The following is a 16,262-nucleotide window of genomic DNA, read 5'->3' as shown; positions in this document are numbered from 1 at the left end:
CATTCAGAAATGATGTTGACTGATACACCGCCATCGCGAGCAAGCTCGCTCCCACAAAGGCACCGACTTCATTGGCATTTGCGCTCTAAAGGAGACGTTCATGAGCCAGGCAGATTTCATCATCATCGGCGGCGGAATTGCCGGCGCTTCCACCGGTTTCTGGCTGTCGCAGCATGGCCGCGTGATCGTGCTCGAACGCGAATCCCATCCGGCCTATCACTCCACCGGCCGTTCGGCTGCGCTGTACACCGCAGCCTACGGCACCCCGCAAGTGCGGGCGTTGACCCTGGCCAGCCGGGACTTTTTCGACAACCCGCCCAGCGGTTTCTGCGAACACCCGCTGCTGACCCCGCGCGGCGAAATGACCGTGGACTTGACCGGTGACCCGGAAGAACTGAACAGGCAATACCAGAGCGCAAAAACCACGGTGCCGGAGATGCAATTGCTCGGCGTCGACGAGGCCTGCGCGTTGGTGCCGATCCTGCGCCGGGAAAAAGTCCACGGCGCGATCTACGATCCGACCGCCAGCGACATCGACACCGATGCTCTGCACCAGGGCTATTTGCGCGGTATCCGCCGCAATCAGGGCGAAGTACACACCGACAGCGAAGTCGTCAGCCTGAGCCGCGATGACCAAGGTACATGGCACGTCCAGACCGGCACTCAGACGTTCAACGCGCCGATCATCATCAATGCCGCCGGCGCCTGGGCCGACAAGATCGGCGAACTGGCCGGCGCGAAGCCGCTGGGGCTGCAACCAAAACGCCGTGCCGCGTTCATCTTCGCCGGCCCCGAAGGCGTGGACATCCACCATTGGCCGATGCTGGTCAGCCTCGACGAATCCTTCTACATGAAACCCGACGCCGGGATGTTCCTCGGCTCGCCGGCCAACGCCGACCCGGTGGAGCCCCACGACGTGCAGCCCGAAGAGCTGGACATTGCCATGGGCATCTACCAGATCGAAGAAGCCACCACCCTGACCATTCGCCGCCCGACCCGGACTTGGGCCGGCCTGCGCAGCTTCGTCAGCGACGGCGACTTGTTGTCCGGCTTCGATCCACAGGTGCCGGGGCTGTTCTGGGTCGCGGCACAAGGCGGTTATGGCATCCAGACCTCGCCCGCCATGGGCCAGGCCAGCGCGGCACTGGTACGTGGCGCAGCGTTGCCCGAGTCGCTCGGCCACTTCGGCCTGAGTGCCGAAATGCTCTCCCCCGCCCGCCTCGGCTGATCCTGATCCTCAGGTGACGAGCCCCCACGATTACGGCACACTTTCAGCGCCCCTTTGATGGGGCGCTGACGCTGCCTGGAGTTCCACTGTATGAACGCCCCCGAAAAAGACTCCACCCCGGACACCACGTCGCTGGATAACTACCGGGCGATCGCCGATGCCATCGCCACGCTGTTCTTTCCCCACGCCGAAGTGGTGCTGCACGACCTGCGCACGCAAAAGGTCGACTACATCGCCAACAACCTGTCCAAGCGGGAAATCGGCGACGACTCGGCGCTGGAAGACATGCTCAGCGACGATGTCAGCGAACGAAACATCGGGCCGTACGAAAAGCTCAACTGGGATGGTCAGAAGATTCGCAGCCTCAGCACGGTGCTACGCGACAGCGAGGGACATCCGCTGGCGGTGCTGTGCATCAACCTGAATATTTCGCTGTTCGAGAATGCCAAGGCCGCTTTGGATCTGTTCCTGTCGCCGACCAAGTTGATCCCGCAACCGGACTCACTGTTCCGCGATGACTGGCAGGAACGGATCAACACCTTTCTCCACGCCTGGCTGCGCGAACGTCAGTTGAGCCTGAATCTGCTGACCCGCGACCACAAGCGTGAACTGGTGCTGGCATTGCACGCTGAAGGCGCGTTCAAGGGCAAAAGTGCGTCGAACTATGTGGCGAATGTGCTGAACATGGGGCGGGCGACGGTGTACAAGCATTTGAAGGAATTGAAGGGCTAAAGCCCTAAGATTTGTGTTGTTTGATCCGACGCCATCGCGAGCAGGCTCGCTCCTACAATGGATCGGTGCACACCGTACCCTGTAGGAGCGAGCCTGCTCGCGATAGCGATTGATCAATCGCCGTAGATGTCAGACTTGAAGTACCTCTCGGAAATCTTCTGGTACTCGCCACTGCTGCGAATGCCATCAATGGCCGTGTTCAGCTCGCTGACCAACTCGGTGTTGCCCTTGCGTACGGCAATCCCGGCACCCTCGCCCACATACTTCGGGTCTTTCAGCTCCGGCCCGACAAAGGCGTAACCCTTGCCACGCGGCATCGACAGGAAGTCATTGAGCGGAATGGTGTCGGCAAAAATCGCATCAAGGCGACCGGCTGCCAGATCCATGTAGATTTCTTCATTGTTGCTATAGCGCTTGACGTTGATGCCCTTGGGCTCGAACACCTCGGTGGCGTAACGGTCGGTGGTGGTGGCGCGCTGCACGCCAACGGTCTTGCCCTTGAGGCTGGCGTACTGGTCATCCACAACCGCGCCGTCCTTCATCACCAGACGCGACGAAGTGAAATAGTACTTGTGGGTGAAGTCCACCGACTTCTTGCGGTCTTCATTGATGGTCATGGACGACAGCGCCATGTCGATTTTCTTCACTTTCAGGGAAGGAATCAGACCGTCGAACTCGCCTTCGACCCACACACACTTGACCTTCATCTGCGCGCACAGCGCATTGCCGATGTCGTAGTCGAAACCGACGATTTCGCCTTTGTCGGTTTTCGAGGCGAACGGTGGATACGCCGCTTCGATACCGATGCGCAAGGTTTTCTCGGCGGCGAACACAGCGCTGCACGCCAACAGGCTCAAGGCCAGACCGGTGATGAGGGGGAACTTCTTCATGTTCGTTTTCTCGCGGTTGTTGTTGGTTTGGCAAGACAGAAGAAAAAGCTGAAACGGGTGGAAATTTTTTGTACTTATAATTCCATCTTGGACTTTTATGTATTGGTCGTCAATCAGGCAAATGCAGCCCGTGACGGCCGATGGTCGGGTGGTGAATCATCAAGATTTCTGGTGATGCAGATGACGCCATCGCGAGCAGGCTCGCTCCTACATTTGAACTGTGAACACAGATCTACTGTAGGAGCGAGCCTGCTCGCGATGGCTTAATCAGAGACGCCGCAGGAGTTACTGCTTCCAGCGATCCGCCGCCGCATGATCACTGTCACGCCCCTCGACCCACCGTGGCCCATCGCTGGTGTTTTCTTTCTTCCAGAACGGCGCACGGGTTTTCAGGTAGTCCATGACAAAGGCGCAGGCGTCGAATGCTGCCTGACGATGGGCGCTGGCCGCGCCGACGAAGACAATCGGCTCGCCCGGTTCCAGGGCGCCGATGCGGTGCAGCACTTCCAGCTTGAGCAAGGGCCAGCGCTGTTCAGCCTCGATGGCAATCTTGCCCAGGGCTTTTTCGGTCATGCCAGGATAGTGTTCGAGGAACATCCCGGCGACGTCCAGGCCGTCATTGAAATCGCGCACGTAACCGACAAAACTCACCACGGCACCCACGCCGACATTGGCGTCGTGCATGGCGTTGACTTCAGCACCCGGATCGAACGCTGTGGACTGCACGCGAATGGCCATGGCTCAGCCTCCGGTCACAGTCGGAAAGAACGCCACTTCATCACCCTCGCTGACCGGCTCGTCGAGCTGGCACAAGTCTTCGTTGCGGGCGCACATCAGGTTTTGCTCGCTCAACACCTCGGCACCGTCACGCTGAGCCAACAGTGCGCGGACGTCGTCAACAGTGGCGAAATCGCCTTGAACCTTCACCGAGTCCAGCCCCAGCGCTTCACGATAACGGGCGAAAAACTTCACAGTAACGTTCATGGCTGCTCCGCCTGGAAATGACCGCTCTTGCCGCCAACCTTCTCCAGCAGACGCACACTTTCGATGGTCATGCCGCGGTCCACGGCCTTGCACATGTCGTAGATCGTCAGCGCGGCGACGCTGGCGGCGGTCAGGGCCTCCATCTCGACGCCGGTCTGCCCGGACAGCTTGCAGCGCGCCACGATACGCACCGAATCGTCACCTTCGGCACTGAGCTCGACCTTGACGCCGGTCAGCATCAGCGGATGGCACAGGGGAATCAGATCGCTGGTTTTCTTCGCCGCCTGAATGCCGGCAATGCGCGCCACGGCAAACACATCGCCCTTGGGGTGACCGCCGCTGACGATCATCTGCAGGGTTTCGGGCAGCATGCGCACCAGCGCTTGGGCCGTCGCCTCACGGAACGTCACGGCTTTTTCAGTGACGTCGACCATGTTGGCGCGACCTTGGGAATCGAGATGAGTCAGCACGGATTTACTCCTGATCAGGAGCATCGATTGTAAACCTGTGGGTCAGATTTCCGCACGCACGATTATCGGGTCACACATCCCCTGTAGGAGCGAGCCTGCTCGCGAAAAATGCAGGGACAATGCGGCCATTCAGGCAGCACGCATTTTCGTTGACGTCCATCGCGAGCAGGCTCGCTCCTACATTTGGATTTGTGTTGGGCATAAAAAACCGGGCGACCTTACGGCCGCCCGGTTCCGGTGGACAGTTACAGATGCGATTCGGCGTATTCGGCCAGGATCGAACGTGGTACCCCTTGCAGGGTGATGTGCACCCCGTTCGGGAAGTCCTTGAAGCGTTCAGTGAGGTAGGTCAGCCCGGAGCTGGTCGCGGACAGGTAAGGGGTGTCGATCTGTGCCAGGTTGCCCAGGCACACCACTTTGGAACCGGCGCCGGCACGGGTGATGATGGTTTTCATCTGGTGCGGCGTGAGGTTCTGGCATTCGTCGATCAAAATCAGGCTCTGCTGGAAGCTGCGGCCCCGGATGTAGTTGAGGGATTTGAACTGCAACGGCACTTTGCTGAGGATGTAGTCGACGCTGCCATGGGTGCTTTCATCATCCATGTGCAAGGCTTCGAGGTTGTCGGTGATGGCGCCCAGCCACGGCTCCATTTTTTCCGCCTCGGTGCCGGGCAGGAAGCCGATTTCCTGGTCCAGGCCCTGCACGCTGCGGGTGGCGATGATGCGGCGATAACGTTTGCTGACCATGGTCTGCTCGATCGCAGCGGCCAGCGCCAGGATGGTTTTACCCGAGCCCGCGGCACCCGACAGGTTGACCAGGTGGATATCCGGATCGAGCAAGGCGTACAACGCCAGGCTCTGATAGATATCACGCGGCTTCAGGCCCCAGGCTTCCTGGTGCAGCAGCGGTTCCTGGTGCAGGTCGAGGATCAGCAACCGGTCCTCTTCGATCTCCTTGATCCAGCCGACAAAGCCCTGTTCATCAATGATGAACTCGTTGATATGCACCGCCGGCAGGTTGTCGATCAACTGCACCTGATGCCAGGTGCGGCCGTGGTCCTGTCGGGTTTCGACCTTGCTTACACGGTCCCAGAAGGAGCCGGTCATGTTGTGGTAGCCATTGGGCAGCAAGGAAACGTCATCGACCAGTTGGTCGGTGCTGTAGTCCTCGGCCGCGATCCCGCAGGCGCGCGCCTTGAGGCGCATGTTGATGTCTTTGGTGACCAGCACCACGGGCTTCTTCGGGTCGCGCGTGTGCAGATCGATCAGTTGATTGATGATTTTGTTGTCATTCAGGTGCTCGGGCAGAATCAGGTTCGGCTCGGCATGTTTACTCATCAGAATTGACAGCAAACCCTTGGGTCCGCTTTTGCCACGCTGGATCGGCACACCCTGCTCGACATCCTCGGGTGAGGCATCGCCCAGGGTCTTGTCGATCAGGCGGATGGCCTGGCGGCATTCGGCAGCAACACTGTGATGCCCGCTCTTGAGCTTGTCGAGCTCCTCAAGCACGGTCATCGGGATCGCGACGTGGTGTTCTTCGAAGTTAAGCAGCGCGTTTGGATCGTGAATCAATACGTTGGTATCGAGTACATAAAGGATTGGCTGGTTGGAAGAAGAGCTACGTCCGTGATCATCCATACTCGGTCACCTTTGTGGGAGCCAGTCGACGCAATACCTTGACGGTGCTGCGCCTCGAAGTGACTGCCGAATACACCTGCGGGGACTCAAGTGTTCTGCCTACATAGCTGGGTCTTGGGAGACGCCACCTGTGTTGCAGGTTTCGGCGGTCTGTCTTCGTAATACTCCAAAACGTGTGACAGAAAAAAGTACTTTGACGCTTTTTTGAAGTTTATTTTTCAGAATGACCAATAGCACTTGGCGGACTGCCATCACCCGTTTACAGTCGGAAGTCCACCTGCAACGAATCTCCTTCCAAAATCGCCAAAACCCCAATGTTTACGGGCTTTTGTCGTTTTCAGCGAAGCGCATCCTGGCAATCCTCCCAGCCGATCCCGACCGGCGCCGTTTGCGTRACCAGCCACGGCAACGCCGTTTTCACCCCGTCCTGCTTCACATTGAAATTGATCACGCCGTGCCGCCACAGCAGCATCAGGGTCAGCACCCGTTGCGCGCTCGGGTTGCCCTTGAGTTTGCCGGCGCCGTCCTGGGCGTCGATGTCCCACAGCGCGACCTGCAAACCCTGAGCCTTGAAGAAACCTTCGGCATCGGAACGGCGCTGGCCATCGGGCGGACGGAACAGCGGCACGTAGTTCTCCGGCAATTTGCTTTTGACCAGTTCGGCGCTGCGGCGCACCGAGTCCTGCCAGTCCTGCCAGTGGCTGTGGGAGCGAAACTCCCAGCCTTGTATGCCTATGCACTGGGTTGAATAGGTCGCATGCAGGTCACTCACCGAATGCTCGGCCAATCGGGCCTGGATGTCCTTGCCGAGGACGAAGAACGTCCCGCTCATGTTCGACTTGCGCAAGTACTCGGTGACCCACGCGGTGTTATCCGGCACGGCGTTGGCGGCGCTGTCGAAGGTCAGTAGAAACAGCCGGTCGTGCATCTCGTCGCCGGTGCGCTCATAGTCGCCAAAACGATCGACTTCGCTGCTGGTTTGCGGGAACAGCGCGGCCTTGCGCAACTGCTCGTCCAGGTACTGGGTGTGGAACACACGGCTCGGCTCGGCCCACTTGATGTAATAGCTGTCTGCACTGACCTGAAACCTGGCAGCTTGCTCGTGCAAGGTGGGCATGTCTTCGACCAGAAAACAGAAGGAGGCATCCTGATCGCAACTCTGTTGGGCGAAGTTGTAGCTGGCCAGCAGCCGTTGCCACATACGCTGGCGAACCCGGTTGACCGACTCCAGATTGATCGTGCGCAGGCCCAGGCGCTGGGCCAGGGCGGGTTCATCCAGCGACTCGCTGGTCAGCAGTACACTGGAAAACATGAGGATCTCAGCTCTCGACGCCACGTCGAACAGCGTCGGGTTGCCGAGTTTTTCTGGCCAGGTGCTGCGATCGAGCGTCGCCACATCGCCCGGTGCCGCGATGGCAGCGACGCTCAGTAGCCAGATCGAGATGAGTAAAGCGATACGCAATGGGATGTCTCCATAACAAAACCCGCGCGGCACTATAGCTGATCGCGGCCCTCATTCCCGCAGCAACCCCAATCTCCTGTGGGAGCGAGCTTGCTCGCGATGACGGTGCATCAGCGAACATCTTTTCCGAATGTCCGACCGCTATCGCGAGCAAGCTCGCTCCCACAGGGCTTTGTGCAAAGCCACCGGCCATCACCTATGGACGCGATAGCTGGAGTCAACGAGGACAACCCCCTAGAATCGCCGCCACGATTAAAGGAGACGACTTCATGCTGATGGTGATTTCACCCGCCAAGACCCTCGACTATGAAACACCGCCGGCGACCCAGCGCTTCACCCAGCCGCAGTACCTCGACCACTCCCAGGAGTTGATCCTGCAATTGCGCGAACTGACGCCCGCGCAAATCAGCGAGTTGATGCACGTCTCCGACAAAATCGGCGGGCTCAACGCCGCGCGATTCGGCAGCTGGACCCCCGCGTTCACCCCGGAAAACGCCAAGCAGGCGTTGCTGGCCTTCAAGGGCGACGTGTACACCGGCCTGAATGCGCAAACCTTCAGCGAAGCCGATTTCGACTATGCCCAGCAGCATCTGCGCATGTTGTCCGGTCTGTACGGACTGCTGCGCCCGCTGGACCTGATGCAACCCTATCGCCTGGAAATGGGCACCCGACTGGCTAATGCCCGGGGCAAGGACTTGTATGCGTTCTGGGGTACACGCATCAGCGAATGGCTGAACGAAGCCCTGGCCGATCAAGGCGATGACGTGCTGCTCAATCTGGCGTCCAACGAGTACTTCTCGGCGGTCAAACGCAATGCGTTGAACGCGCGCATCATCAATACCGAATTCAAGGACCTGAAGAACGGCCAGTACAAGATCATCAGCTTCTACGCGAAAAAGGCCCGTGGCTTGATGAGCCGCTTCGTCATCGAAGAACGCATCAACGATCCGGCCGCCCTCAAGCAATTCGACATTCAGGGCTATCGCTACAGCGCCGAGCAGTCCAAACCGGACAATCTGGTGTTCCTGCGCGATCACGCACCAGAGTGATGCATCCAGTCGGCGCACGACTCCCACAACCCTCGTGCGCCGACCTTGGATTCACTTCAGACTTTCCCGCCAATTACGCCATTTTTATGGCGCCAAAAATACACCACCTGGTTTTCTAACTTTAGTTTCACTCGACTTCAATCATTTTTTTGCGTAGTGGCACTGATTTTTTTTAACAGTAGTGGCAAAAAACTATCCACCTCAATTATCCGCCTATATATAAAGGGAGAAACGGCAAGTGCTATCAGTTTGAGAGCAGTGCCATCTTTCTCAATATTTCAAAAAATTTCAGATTTCACGATGGGCGGACTGGAACTATGTCCAAACGCGCCGCTCATACCACCCGTAACGATTCTCGCCGAGCGTGTACGAGATAACTTACGCAGATAAGCGATTCTTGTAGCGAAGTTGTAATACTAACTTGCGCTGACTAATCACTGATTTGGACAACAGCAAGCGGACAGGAGATAAAGCGGTATGACTATCCCCTACAAGGCCACGGCAGCGCCCCTATAAACGTGCTCACCCGAGCACCCAACCGCTTGATCCACAGGCTTTCGGCCTGAGATCAAGCGTGCGACACCTTTTTGCACCTGCATCCCCTGAAAGGAGGATCGGCTGCATAACAGGGCAAATAATAATTACAAGGCCTAGTTGCGCACACTTTGAGTGCATTTATTTAGACACTCGTAACTTATATGCCAGCACGCGGCATCGTTGCGCCTGTAAGGCGTACTTGCGAGTGCACTATCACCGCTGAACACCATTAACTCCGGCCATCTAATGGCTTGATCAATACAGAGGTAATTGCGATGCGCATCAGCATTTTTGGTTTGGGTTACGTCGGCGCAGTATGTGCCGGTTGCCTGTCTGCACGGGGTCATGACGTCGTCGGCGTCGATGTGGCCAAAGACAAGATCGATATGATCAATGCCGGCAAATCGCCGATCGTTGAACCGGGCCTGGGCGAACTTCTGTCCCAGGGCATCCAGACCGGTCGTCTGCGTGGTACCACCAACTTCGCCGAGGCGATTCGCGACACCGACCTGTCGATGATCTGCGTGGGCACGCCGAGCAAAAAGAACGGCGATCTGGAGCTGAACTACATCGAGGCGGTGTGCCRTGAAATCGGTTTTGTCCTGCGTGACAAATCTACCCGCCACACCATCGTCGTGCGCAGCACCGTGCTGCCGGGCACCGTGGCCAACGTGGTCATCCCGATTCTCGAAGACTGCTCCGGCAAGAAGGCCGGTGTTGATTTCGGCGTGGCCGTGAACCCTGAGTTCCTGCGCGAAAGCACCGCCATCGCCGACTACGACCAGCCGCCAATGACCGTCATCGGCGAATTCGACAAAGCGTCCGGCGACGTTCTGCAATCGCTGTACGAAGAGCTCGACGCACCGATCATCCGCAAGGACATCGCGGTCGCCGAGATGATCAAGTACACCTGCAACGTGTGGCACGCCACCAAGGTCACTTTCGCCAATGAAATCGGCAACATCGCCAAGGCGGTCGGCGTCGACGGTCGCGAAGTGATGGACGTGGTCTGCCAGGACAAGACCCTCAACCTGTCCCAGTACTACATGCGCCCGGGCTTCGCCTTCGGCGGCTCGTGCCTGCCAAAGGACGTGCGTGCCCTGACCTACCGCGCCGGTTCCCTGGACGTGGAAGCCCCGTTGCTCAACTCGCTGATGCGCAGCAACGAATCCCAGGTGCAGAACGCTTTCGACATCGTTTCCAGCCACGACAAACGCAAAGTCGCCCTGCTGGGCTTGAGCTTCAAGGCCGGCACCGACGACCTGCGCGAAAGCCCGCTGGTCGACCTGGCGGAAATGCTGATCGGCAAGGGCTACGACCTGAGCATCTACGACAGCAACGTCGAGTACGCCCGCGTTCACGGCGCGAACAAGGACTACATCGAGTCGAAGATCCCTCACGTCTCGTCCTTGCTCAACGCCGACTTCGACGCGGTGATCAACAACTCCGACGTGATCATCCTCGGCAACCGCGACGAGAAGTTCCGCGCTCTGGTGCAGGACGTTCCACACGGCAAGCAGGTAATTGACCTGGTTGGCTTCATGTCCAAGGCCACCAGCACCAATAGCCGGGCCGAAGGTATCTGCTGGTAAGGCAGCCGCAAGCTTCAAGCTCCAAGCCGCAAGTTCAAAGCTCCTCGCTTGGGGCTTGAAGCTTGGGGCTTGCAACTGACTTTAGGATTCCGATTATGCACAGGCTAAAACACGGCCTACTCCAGGCCGCCGGTTGGCTGTTCTACCTGAGTTTACTGATGGGCCTCGCCATGGCGTTGCCCGTGTCCACGTTCGACTCCGAGTCGAAGGACTTCATTTTCCTGATTGGCGCCGTGGGTATCTGGCGCTATTCCATGGGTGCCACTCACTTTGTGCGCGGCATGATTTTTCTGTACATCGTCTACCCGCACCTGCGGCGCAAAGTGCGCAAGCTGGGTAAAGCGGCGGACCCGTCCCACGTGTTCCTGATGGTTACCAGTTTCCGCATCGACGCCCTGACCACTGCGCAGGTCTACAGCTCGGTGATTCGCGAAGCCATCGACTGCGGCCTGCCGACCACCGTGGTCTGCTCCATCGTGGAAATGTCCGATGAGCTGCTGGTGAAAAGCCTGTGGAACCGGATGAACCCACCGGCCCGGGTCAAGCTCGACTTCGTGCGCATTCCCGGCACCGGCAAACGCGATGGCCTGGCCTACGGCTTCCGCGCCATCTCCCGGCACCTGCCGGATGATCGTGCCGTGGTCGCGGTGATCGATGGCGACACCGTGCTCGGCGAAGGCGTGGTGCTCAAGACCGTGCCGTGGTTCCAGCTGTTCGGCAACGTCGGTGGCCTGACCACCAACGAATTCTGCGAAGTGCGCGGCGGCTACATCATGAGCGAATGGCACAAGCTGCGTTTCGCCCAGCGCCACATCAACATGTGCTCGATGGCCCTGTCCAAGCGCGTGCTGACCATGACCGGTCGCATGTCGGTGTTCCGCGCCACCGTGGTCACCAACCCGGACTTCATCGCCGACGTGGAAAGCGACTCGCTGCAACACTGGCGCCTGGGTCGCTTCAAGTTCCTTACCGGCGATGACAAGTCGAGCTGGTTCAGCCTGATGCGTCTGGGCTACGACACGTTCTACGTGCCCGACGCAGCGATCAACACCGTTGAACACCCACCGGAAAAGAGCTTCATCAAGGCCAGCCGCAAACTGATGTTCCGCTGGTACGGCAACAACCTGCGGCAGAACTCCCGGGCCCTGGGCCTGGGGATCAAACGCCTCGGCGTGTTCACTTCAGTGGTGCTGTTCGACCAGCGCGTGTCGATGTGGACCTCGCTGCTGGGCCTGACCGTGGCATTGATCGCCAGCTTCAAGTACGGCACCGCGTTCATCCTGGTGTACCTGCTATGGATCGGCATCACCCGGTTCATCCTGACCTTGTTGCTGTCGTGCTCCGGACACCGGATCGGCCCGGCCTACCCGGCGATTCTCTATTACAACCAGATCGTCGGCGCGCTGGTGAAGATCTACGTGTTCTTCCGCCTCGACCAACAGTCCTGGACCCGCCAGCCCACCCACCTGACCCGTGATCTCGCCAGCTTTCAACGTTGGTTCAACACCTGGTCGTCTCGGACCATGACCTTCTCTGCCGGCAGCATTTTTGTCGCCGTGCTGCTGTTGATGGTCTGACCGCCCCCTTATTGAATTAACCAGGAAATCGCCCTTATGAATACCGCCGTCAACGCCAACGTAGTGCATGAATCCGAAGCCCAGCGCCAACACGCCCGAGTGAAAATCCCGGCCAAGTTGCGCTTCTTCGGCCCTGACCGGACACCGGTCGAAGCCCGGGTGATCGACCTGTCCGCCGGTGGCCTGGCGTTCAACGCCGGTCAGTTGCCGCTGAAAATTGGCGATGTGTACAAGGCCCGCCTGCAATTCGTCATCGACAACCTCGGCCTGGCCATGGACGTCGAGTTGCAGGTCCGCTCCTTCGATCGCGAGACCGGACGCGCCGGCTGCCAGTTCCAGAACCTGGAACCACGGGACATTTCCACCCTGCGCCACCTGATCACCTCGCACCTGGCCGGCGACATCGTCAGCGTGGGTGAAATGCTGGCGACCCTGCAGCGCGACAACTTCACCAAGGCGCGCAAGGTCAAGGACGGCGGCCACGGCATGTCTGCGTTCGGACGCCTGAAAGCCGTGACCTTCAGCCTGGGGATCTTCGTGGTTGGCGTGGCCGCCTTCGGCTTCGTTTTCAAATCGGTGTACGGCATGTACTTCGTCAGCCACGCCCAGGCCGGTCTGGTCAGCGTGCCGGGCGTGAACATCACCATGCCCCGCGACGGTACCGTGCAGAGCCTGGTGAAAGCCGACGGCGTGGCCGCCAAGGGCGCACCGCTGGCGACCTTCAGCACCAGCATGCTCGACGTGCTCAAGGGCCATCTGGATGAAGACCAATTGCAACCGGCCAAGGTTGAAGAACTGTTCGGCAAGCAGATGACCGGCACCCTGACCTCGCCATGCGATTGCACCGTGGCCCAGCAAATGGTCGCCAACGGTCAGTACGCCAGCAAGGGCGACGTGATCTTCCAACTGGTGCCGCGCAACAGCGAAGCCAATGTTGAAGCGCGCTTCTCCTATCGCCAGTTCGGCGACGTGCGCCCGGGTACTTCGGTGCGCTTCCAGATCGCCGGCGAGGACAAGTCCCGCACCGGCAAAATCGTCAGCAGCACCAGCCTGAAAAGCGCCGACCTGTCCTCGGACATCCGCGTCCTGATCCAGCCGGACGAAACCCTGGACAGCTCCCTCGCCGGCCGCCCGGCGGAAGTGGGGCTTGCTCGCGAATGCGGTTGAACATTCAGAATCAATGCTCGCTGACACACCGCTTTCGCGAGCAAGCCCGCTCCCACATGGGTTCTCTGTGTGCCATTGCAATGGCGGTGAGCCTGGCCGGTTGCGCCGGCCTCCCCGACCAGCGCCTGGCCAACGAAGCCCTCAAGCGCGGCGATACCGCCACCGCTGCGGCGAACTACCGGCAGCTGGCAGACCTGGGCTACAGCGAAGCACAGGTCGGACTGGCCGATATCCAGGTCGACAGCCGCGACCCGGCGCAGATGAAACAAGCCGAGGCGACTTACCGCGCCGCAGCCAGCGTTTCGCCGCGTGCCCAGGCGCGCCTCGGGCGCTTGCTGGTGGCCAAGCCCGGTTCCACTGAAGCCGAGCAACACGAAGCCGAAACCCTGTTGAAAAAAGCCGCCGCCGCGGGCGAAGGCAACACGCTGATCCCGTTGGCGATGCTGTACCTGCAATACCCGCACAGCTTTCCCAACGTGAATGCGCAGCAGCAGATCAGCCAATGGCGTGCCGAAAACAAACCGGAAGCCGGTTTGGCGCAAGTGCTGCTCTATCGCACCCAGGGCACCTACGACCAGCACCTGGATGACGTGGAAAAAATCTGCAAAGCCGCGCTCAACACCAGCGACATCTGCTACGTCGAACTGGCCACGGTCTACCAGAAACAGGCCAAGCCAGAACAACAGGCCGAGCTGATCAAGCAGATGCAAGCGGCTCACGCTCGCGGCAGCGTTTCGGCGCAGCGCGTCGACAGCGTCGCCCGTGTGCTCGCCGATTCGACCCTGGGCAAGACCGACGAAAAAACCGCGCAGTCGCTGCTCGAGCCGATCGCCCCGGGCTACCCGGCGTCGTGGGTCAGCCTCGCGCAGCTGCTCTACGACTTCCCTGAACTGGGAGACGTCGACCAGATGATGAAGTACCTGGACAACGGCCGCGCCGCCGACCAGCCCCGCGCCGAGCTGTTGCTGGGCAAGCTCTACTTCGAAGGCAAACTGGTGCCGGCTGACGCCAAGGTCGCCGAAGCGCACTTCCAGAAAGCCGTCGGCCGCGAAGTCGCTGCCGATTACTACCTCGGCCAGATCTATCGCCGTGGCTACCTGGGCAAGGTCTATCCACAGAAGGCCCTCGACCATCTGTTGACCGCTGCACGCAACGGCCAGAACAGCGCCGACTTCGCCATTGCCCAACTGTTTTCCCAAGGCAAGGGCACCAGGCCTGACCCGGTCAATGCGTATGTCTTCAGTCAATTGGCCCTGGCCCAGAACACTCCGCAAGCCACCGAGCTTGCGCAAACAATCCAAACGCAATTGCCGCCCGACCGGTTGGCCGAAGCCCAACGCCTGTTGAAACAAGAACAGGCCGTGCGCGGTGCCCTGAGCCCGAACACGCCGGAACTGCACACCCTGCAAGAAGAAGTCAGCGAGGAATCCCAATGAAGTTGAATCCATTCATGAAGGCCGGCATTGGCCTGACATTCGCGCTGATCTGGTCTTGCCCGACGCTTGCTGCGATGACTGAAACCAAGAACTTTGGTCTCGAGGTTAAGGTTACCGGCCAGTCCGAAGACGACAGTGACCTCGGTACCCAGAGCGGTGGCGACGTCAACGGCGTCGGCCTCGACTTGCGTCCATGGATCTATGGCGAAAGCGGCGCGTGGAGCGCCTATGCCATGGGGCAAGCCGTGACTGCCACCGACATCATCGAGACGGACACCTTGCAAGGGACCGCCAGCGATGGCACCACGCCCACCAACAACGATGATCGCAAGACCAAGAAAAACTACCTGGCCATGCGCGAATTCTGGATCGGTTACAGCGGACTCACACCGTATCCGGGCGAGCAGTTGAAGCTCGGTCGCCAACGCCTGCACAACGCCGACGGCCAATGGCGTGACACCAACATCGAAGCCCTGAACTGGACGTTCGACACAACCCTGTTGCGCGCCAACGTCGGGGTCGCCGAACGTTTCAGCGAGTACCGCACCGACCTCACGGAACTCGCCCCGAAAGACAAGGATCGCCTGCACGCCTACGCCGATGCGTCGTATCAGTGGACACCGGGCAACTGGGTCGGTATTCGCGGTCATCACACCCATGACAACGGCAAGCTCGACTTCCCGGAGCCGGGTGTGCCGGCTGATTCGCTGGACAAGAAGCAGAACGGTGACATCAGCTGGATCGGCCTGACTGCCGACAGTGACGCCTACAACTGGCGCAACACCAACACCGTCAATTACTGGGGCAGCATCACCGGCATGAGCGGCGACATCGACAAGGTCAACCCGCTGAACGCCGATGGCACGTCGCCGGCCGAAGCCAAGCGCGGTGAAGACCTCAACGGCTGGGCCACCGATATCGGCGTGCGCCTGCGCCTCGATCCGCAATGGCAAGTCGGTGCCGCCTATGCCCGCGCCAGCGCCGAGTACGAACAGAACGGCCTGGAAAGCAACCGCTCGAACTACACCGGTACGCGCTCGCGGGTTCACCGTTTCGGCGAAGCCTTCCGTGGCGAAATGCAAAACATGCAGACCGCGACTTTGTTCGGCTCGTGGATGCTCAACGACGAATACGACGCCAGCCTGATCTACCACAAATTCTGGCGCGTCGACGGCAACAAGCCGATCGGCAGCAATGGCATCAACGCGGTCGAAAACAACACCGACGACGCCACCGGCGCAATTCTTTCCACCACGTCCCTGCCGCTGAACGATGGCGAAAAAGACCTCGGTCAGGAGATGGACCTGGTGGTCACCAAGTACTTCAAGCAAGGCCTGTTGCCGGCGGCACTGAGCCAGTCGATCGACGAGCCTTCGGCCCTGGTGCGCTTCCGTGGCGGCGTGTTCAAGCCGGGCGATGCCTATGGCAGTCAGGTCGATTCGTACATGCACCGTGCGTTCATCGACGTGATCTGGCGCTTCTGATGCAAACCGCGAAG

The 16,262-nt window shown here is 59.6% G+C and carries 14 protein-coding genes; 8 read left to right on the top strand and 6 right to left on the bottom strand.

Annotation, left to right across the window (positions count from 1 at the left end; translation table 11 throughout):
* The first annotated feature begins 100 nt into the window (after positions 1-100).
* Positions 101-1,228, top strand: a complete 1,128-nt coding sequence (locus AB4Z35_RS17010; RefSeq protein WP_442098241.1) for an NAD(P)/FAD-dependent oxidoreductase — start codon at positions 101-103, stop codon at positions 1,226-1,228.
* A 90-nt stretch (positions 1,229-1,318) separates the two neighbouring features.
* Entirely contained in the window at positions 1,319-1,960 is a 642-nt protein-coding gene (locus tag AB4Z35_RS17005; protein ID WP_108228525.1) for a helix-turn-helix transcriptional regulator, read from the top strand.
* Positions 1,961-2,073: 113 nt separating this feature from the next.
* Here the strand turns inward: AB4Z35_RS17005 and AB4Z35_RS17000 are convergent, their stop codons facing one another.
* The 6 genes from AB4Z35_RS17000 to AB4Z35_RS16975 all read right to left on the bottom strand — a co-directional run bounded on the left by AB4Z35_RS17000 (position 2,074) and on the right by AB4Z35_RS16975 (position 7,406).
* On the bottom strand, positions 2,074-2,850 hold the full coding sequence (locus AB4Z35_RS17000) for an ABC transporter substrate-binding protein (RefSeq protein ID WP_442098240.1): 777 nt from the start codon (positions 2,848-2,850) through the stop codon (positions 2,074-2,076).
* A 285-nt stretch (positions 2,851-3,135) separates the two neighbouring features.
* The gene (gene moaE / locus AB4Z35_RS16995) at positions 3,136-3,588 is read right to left on the bottom strand and encodes a molybdopterin synthase catalytic subunit MoaE (RefSeq protein WP_007989960.1); all 453 of its coding nucleotides are present in this window, start codon (positions 3,586-3,588) and stop codon (positions 3,136-3,138) included.
* A gap of 3 nt (positions 3,589-3,591) precedes the next feature.
* A complete protein-coding gene (gene moaD / locus AB4Z35_RS16990; protein ID WP_007989957.1) occupies positions 3,592-3,834 on the bottom strand; it encodes a molybdopterin converting factor subunit 1 in 243 nt (80 codons plus the stop codon).
* On the bottom strand, positions 3,831-4,304 hold the full coding sequence (gene moaC / locus AB4Z35_RS16985) for a cyclic pyranopterin monophosphate synthase MoaC (protein ID WP_007972660.1): 474 nt from the start codon (positions 4,302-4,304) through the stop codon (positions 3,831-3,833). The genes moaD and moaC overlap by 4 nt, the downstream gene beginning before the upstream one ends.
* A gap of 245 nt (positions 4,305-4,549) precedes the next feature.
* The gene (locus AB4Z35_RS16980) at positions 4,550-5,944 is read right to left on the bottom strand and encodes a PhoH family protein (protein ID WP_007972659.1); all 1,395 of its coding nucleotides are present in this window, start codon (positions 5,942-5,944) and stop codon (positions 4,550-4,552) included.
* Between the two features lie 337 nt (positions 5,945-6,281).
* Complete coding sequence (locus AB4Z35_RS16975) at positions 6,282-7,406, bottom strand: polysaccharide deacetylase family protein (RefSeq protein ID WP_442098238.1); 1,125 nt, start codon at positions 7,404-7,406, stop codon at positions 6,282-6,284.
* Between the two features lie 269 nt (positions 7,407-7,675).
* Here AB4Z35_RS16975 and yaaA point away from each other — a divergent pair, with 269 nt between their 5' ends.
* The 6 genes from yaaA (at position 7,676) to AB4Z35_RS16945 (ending at position 16,248) form a co-directional block, all read left to right on the top strand.
* The gene (yaaA, locus tag AB4Z35_RS16970) at positions 7,676-8,455 is read left to right on the top strand and encodes a peroxide stress protein YaaA (RefSeq protein WP_007994043.1); all 780 of its coding nucleotides are present in this window, start codon (positions 7,676-7,678) and stop codon (positions 8,453-8,455) included.
* An 812-nt stretch (positions 8,456-9,267) separates the two neighbouring features.
* The gene (locus AB4Z35_RS16965; protein ID WP_442098237.1) at positions 9,268-10,584 is read left to right on the top strand and encodes a nucleotide sugar dehydrogenase; all 1,317 of its coding nucleotides are present in this window, start codon (positions 9,268-9,270) and stop codon (positions 10,582-10,584) included.
* Between the two features lie 95 nt (positions 10,585-10,679).
* A complete protein-coding gene (gene alg8 / locus AB4Z35_RS16960; protein WP_007989947.1) occupies positions 10,680-12,161 on the top strand; it encodes a mannuronan synthase in 1,482 nt (493 codons plus the stop codon).
* A 36-nt stretch (positions 12,162-12,197) separates the two neighbouring features.
* On the top strand, positions 12,198-13,328 hold the full coding sequence (locus tag AB4Z35_RS16955; RefSeq protein ID WP_442098235.1) for a PilZ domain-containing protein: 1,131 nt from the start codon (positions 12,198-12,200) through the stop codon (positions 13,326-13,328).
* On the top strand, positions 13,319-14,764 hold the full coding sequence (gene algK / locus AB4Z35_RS16950) for an alginate biosynthesis TPR repeat lipoprotein AlgK (RefSeq protein ID WP_442098234.1): 1,446 nt from the start codon (positions 13,319-13,321) through the stop codon (positions 14,762-14,764). The genes AB4Z35_RS16955 and algK overlap by 10 nt, the downstream gene beginning before the upstream one ends.
* A complete protein-coding gene (locus AB4Z35_RS16945) occupies positions 14,761-16,248 on the top strand; it encodes an alginate export family protein (RefSeq protein WP_442098233.1) in 1,488 nt (495 codons plus the stop codon). The genes algK and AB4Z35_RS16945 overlap by 4 nt, the downstream gene beginning before the upstream one ends.
* The last annotated feature ends 14 nt before the right edge of the window (positions 16,249-16,262 follow it).

Origin of the sequence: Pseudomonas sp. KB_15, from assembly GCF_052114525.1 — a bacterium.
Taxonomy (GTDB): Bacteria; Pseudomonadota; Gammaproteobacteria; order Pseudomonadales; family Pseudomonadaceae; genus Aquipseudomonas.
The sequence above is the reverse complement of the archived record's forward strand: the minus strand, read 5'-3'. Positions and strand labels throughout refer to the sequence as shown.

Bases quoted from the DNA above. Each gene is read 5' to 3' on its own strand.
- AB4Z35_RS17010 (WP_442098241.1), top strand. From the start codon at position 101: ATGAGCCAGGCAGATTTCATCATCATCGGCGGCGGAATTGCCGGCGCT.
- AB4Z35_RS17005 (WP_108228525.1), top strand. From the start codon at position 1,319: ATGAACGCCCCCGAAAAAGACTCCACCCCGGACACCACGTCGCTGGAT.
- AB4Z35_RS17000 (WP_442098240.1), bottom strand. From the start codon at position 2,850: ATGAAGAAGTTCCCCCTCATCACCGGTCTGGCCTTGAGCCTGTTGGCG.
- moaE (WP_007989960.1), bottom strand. From the start codon at position 3,588: ATGGCCATTCGCGTGCAGTCCACAGCGTTCGATCCGGGTGCTGAAGTC.
- moaD (WP_007989957.1), bottom strand. From the start codon at position 3,834: ATGAACGTTACTGTGAAGTTTTTCGCCCGTTATCGTGAAGCGCTGGGG.
- AB4Z35_RS16980 (WP_007972659.1), bottom strand. From the start codon at position 5,944: ATGGATGATCACGGACGTAGCTCTTCTTCCAACCAGCCAATCCTTTAT.
- yaaA (WP_007994043.1), top strand. From the start codon at position 7,676: ATGCTGATGGTGATTTCACCCGCCAAGACCCTCGACTATGAAACACCG.
- alg8 (WP_007989947.1), top strand. From the start codon at position 10,680: ATGCACAGGCTAAAACACGGCCTACTCCAGGCCGCCGGTTGGCTGTTC.
- AB4Z35_RS16955 (WP_442098235.1), top strand. From the start codon at position 12,198: ATGAATACCGCCGTCAACGCCAACGTAGTGCATGAATCCGAAGCCCAG.
- algK (WP_442098234.1), top strand. From the start codon at position 13,319: ATGCGGTTGAACATTCAGAATCAATGCTCGCTGACACACCGCTTTCGC.
- AB4Z35_RS16945 (WP_442098233.1), top strand. From the start codon at position 14,761: ATGAAGTTGAATCCATTCATGAAGGCCGGCATTGGCCTGACATTCGCG.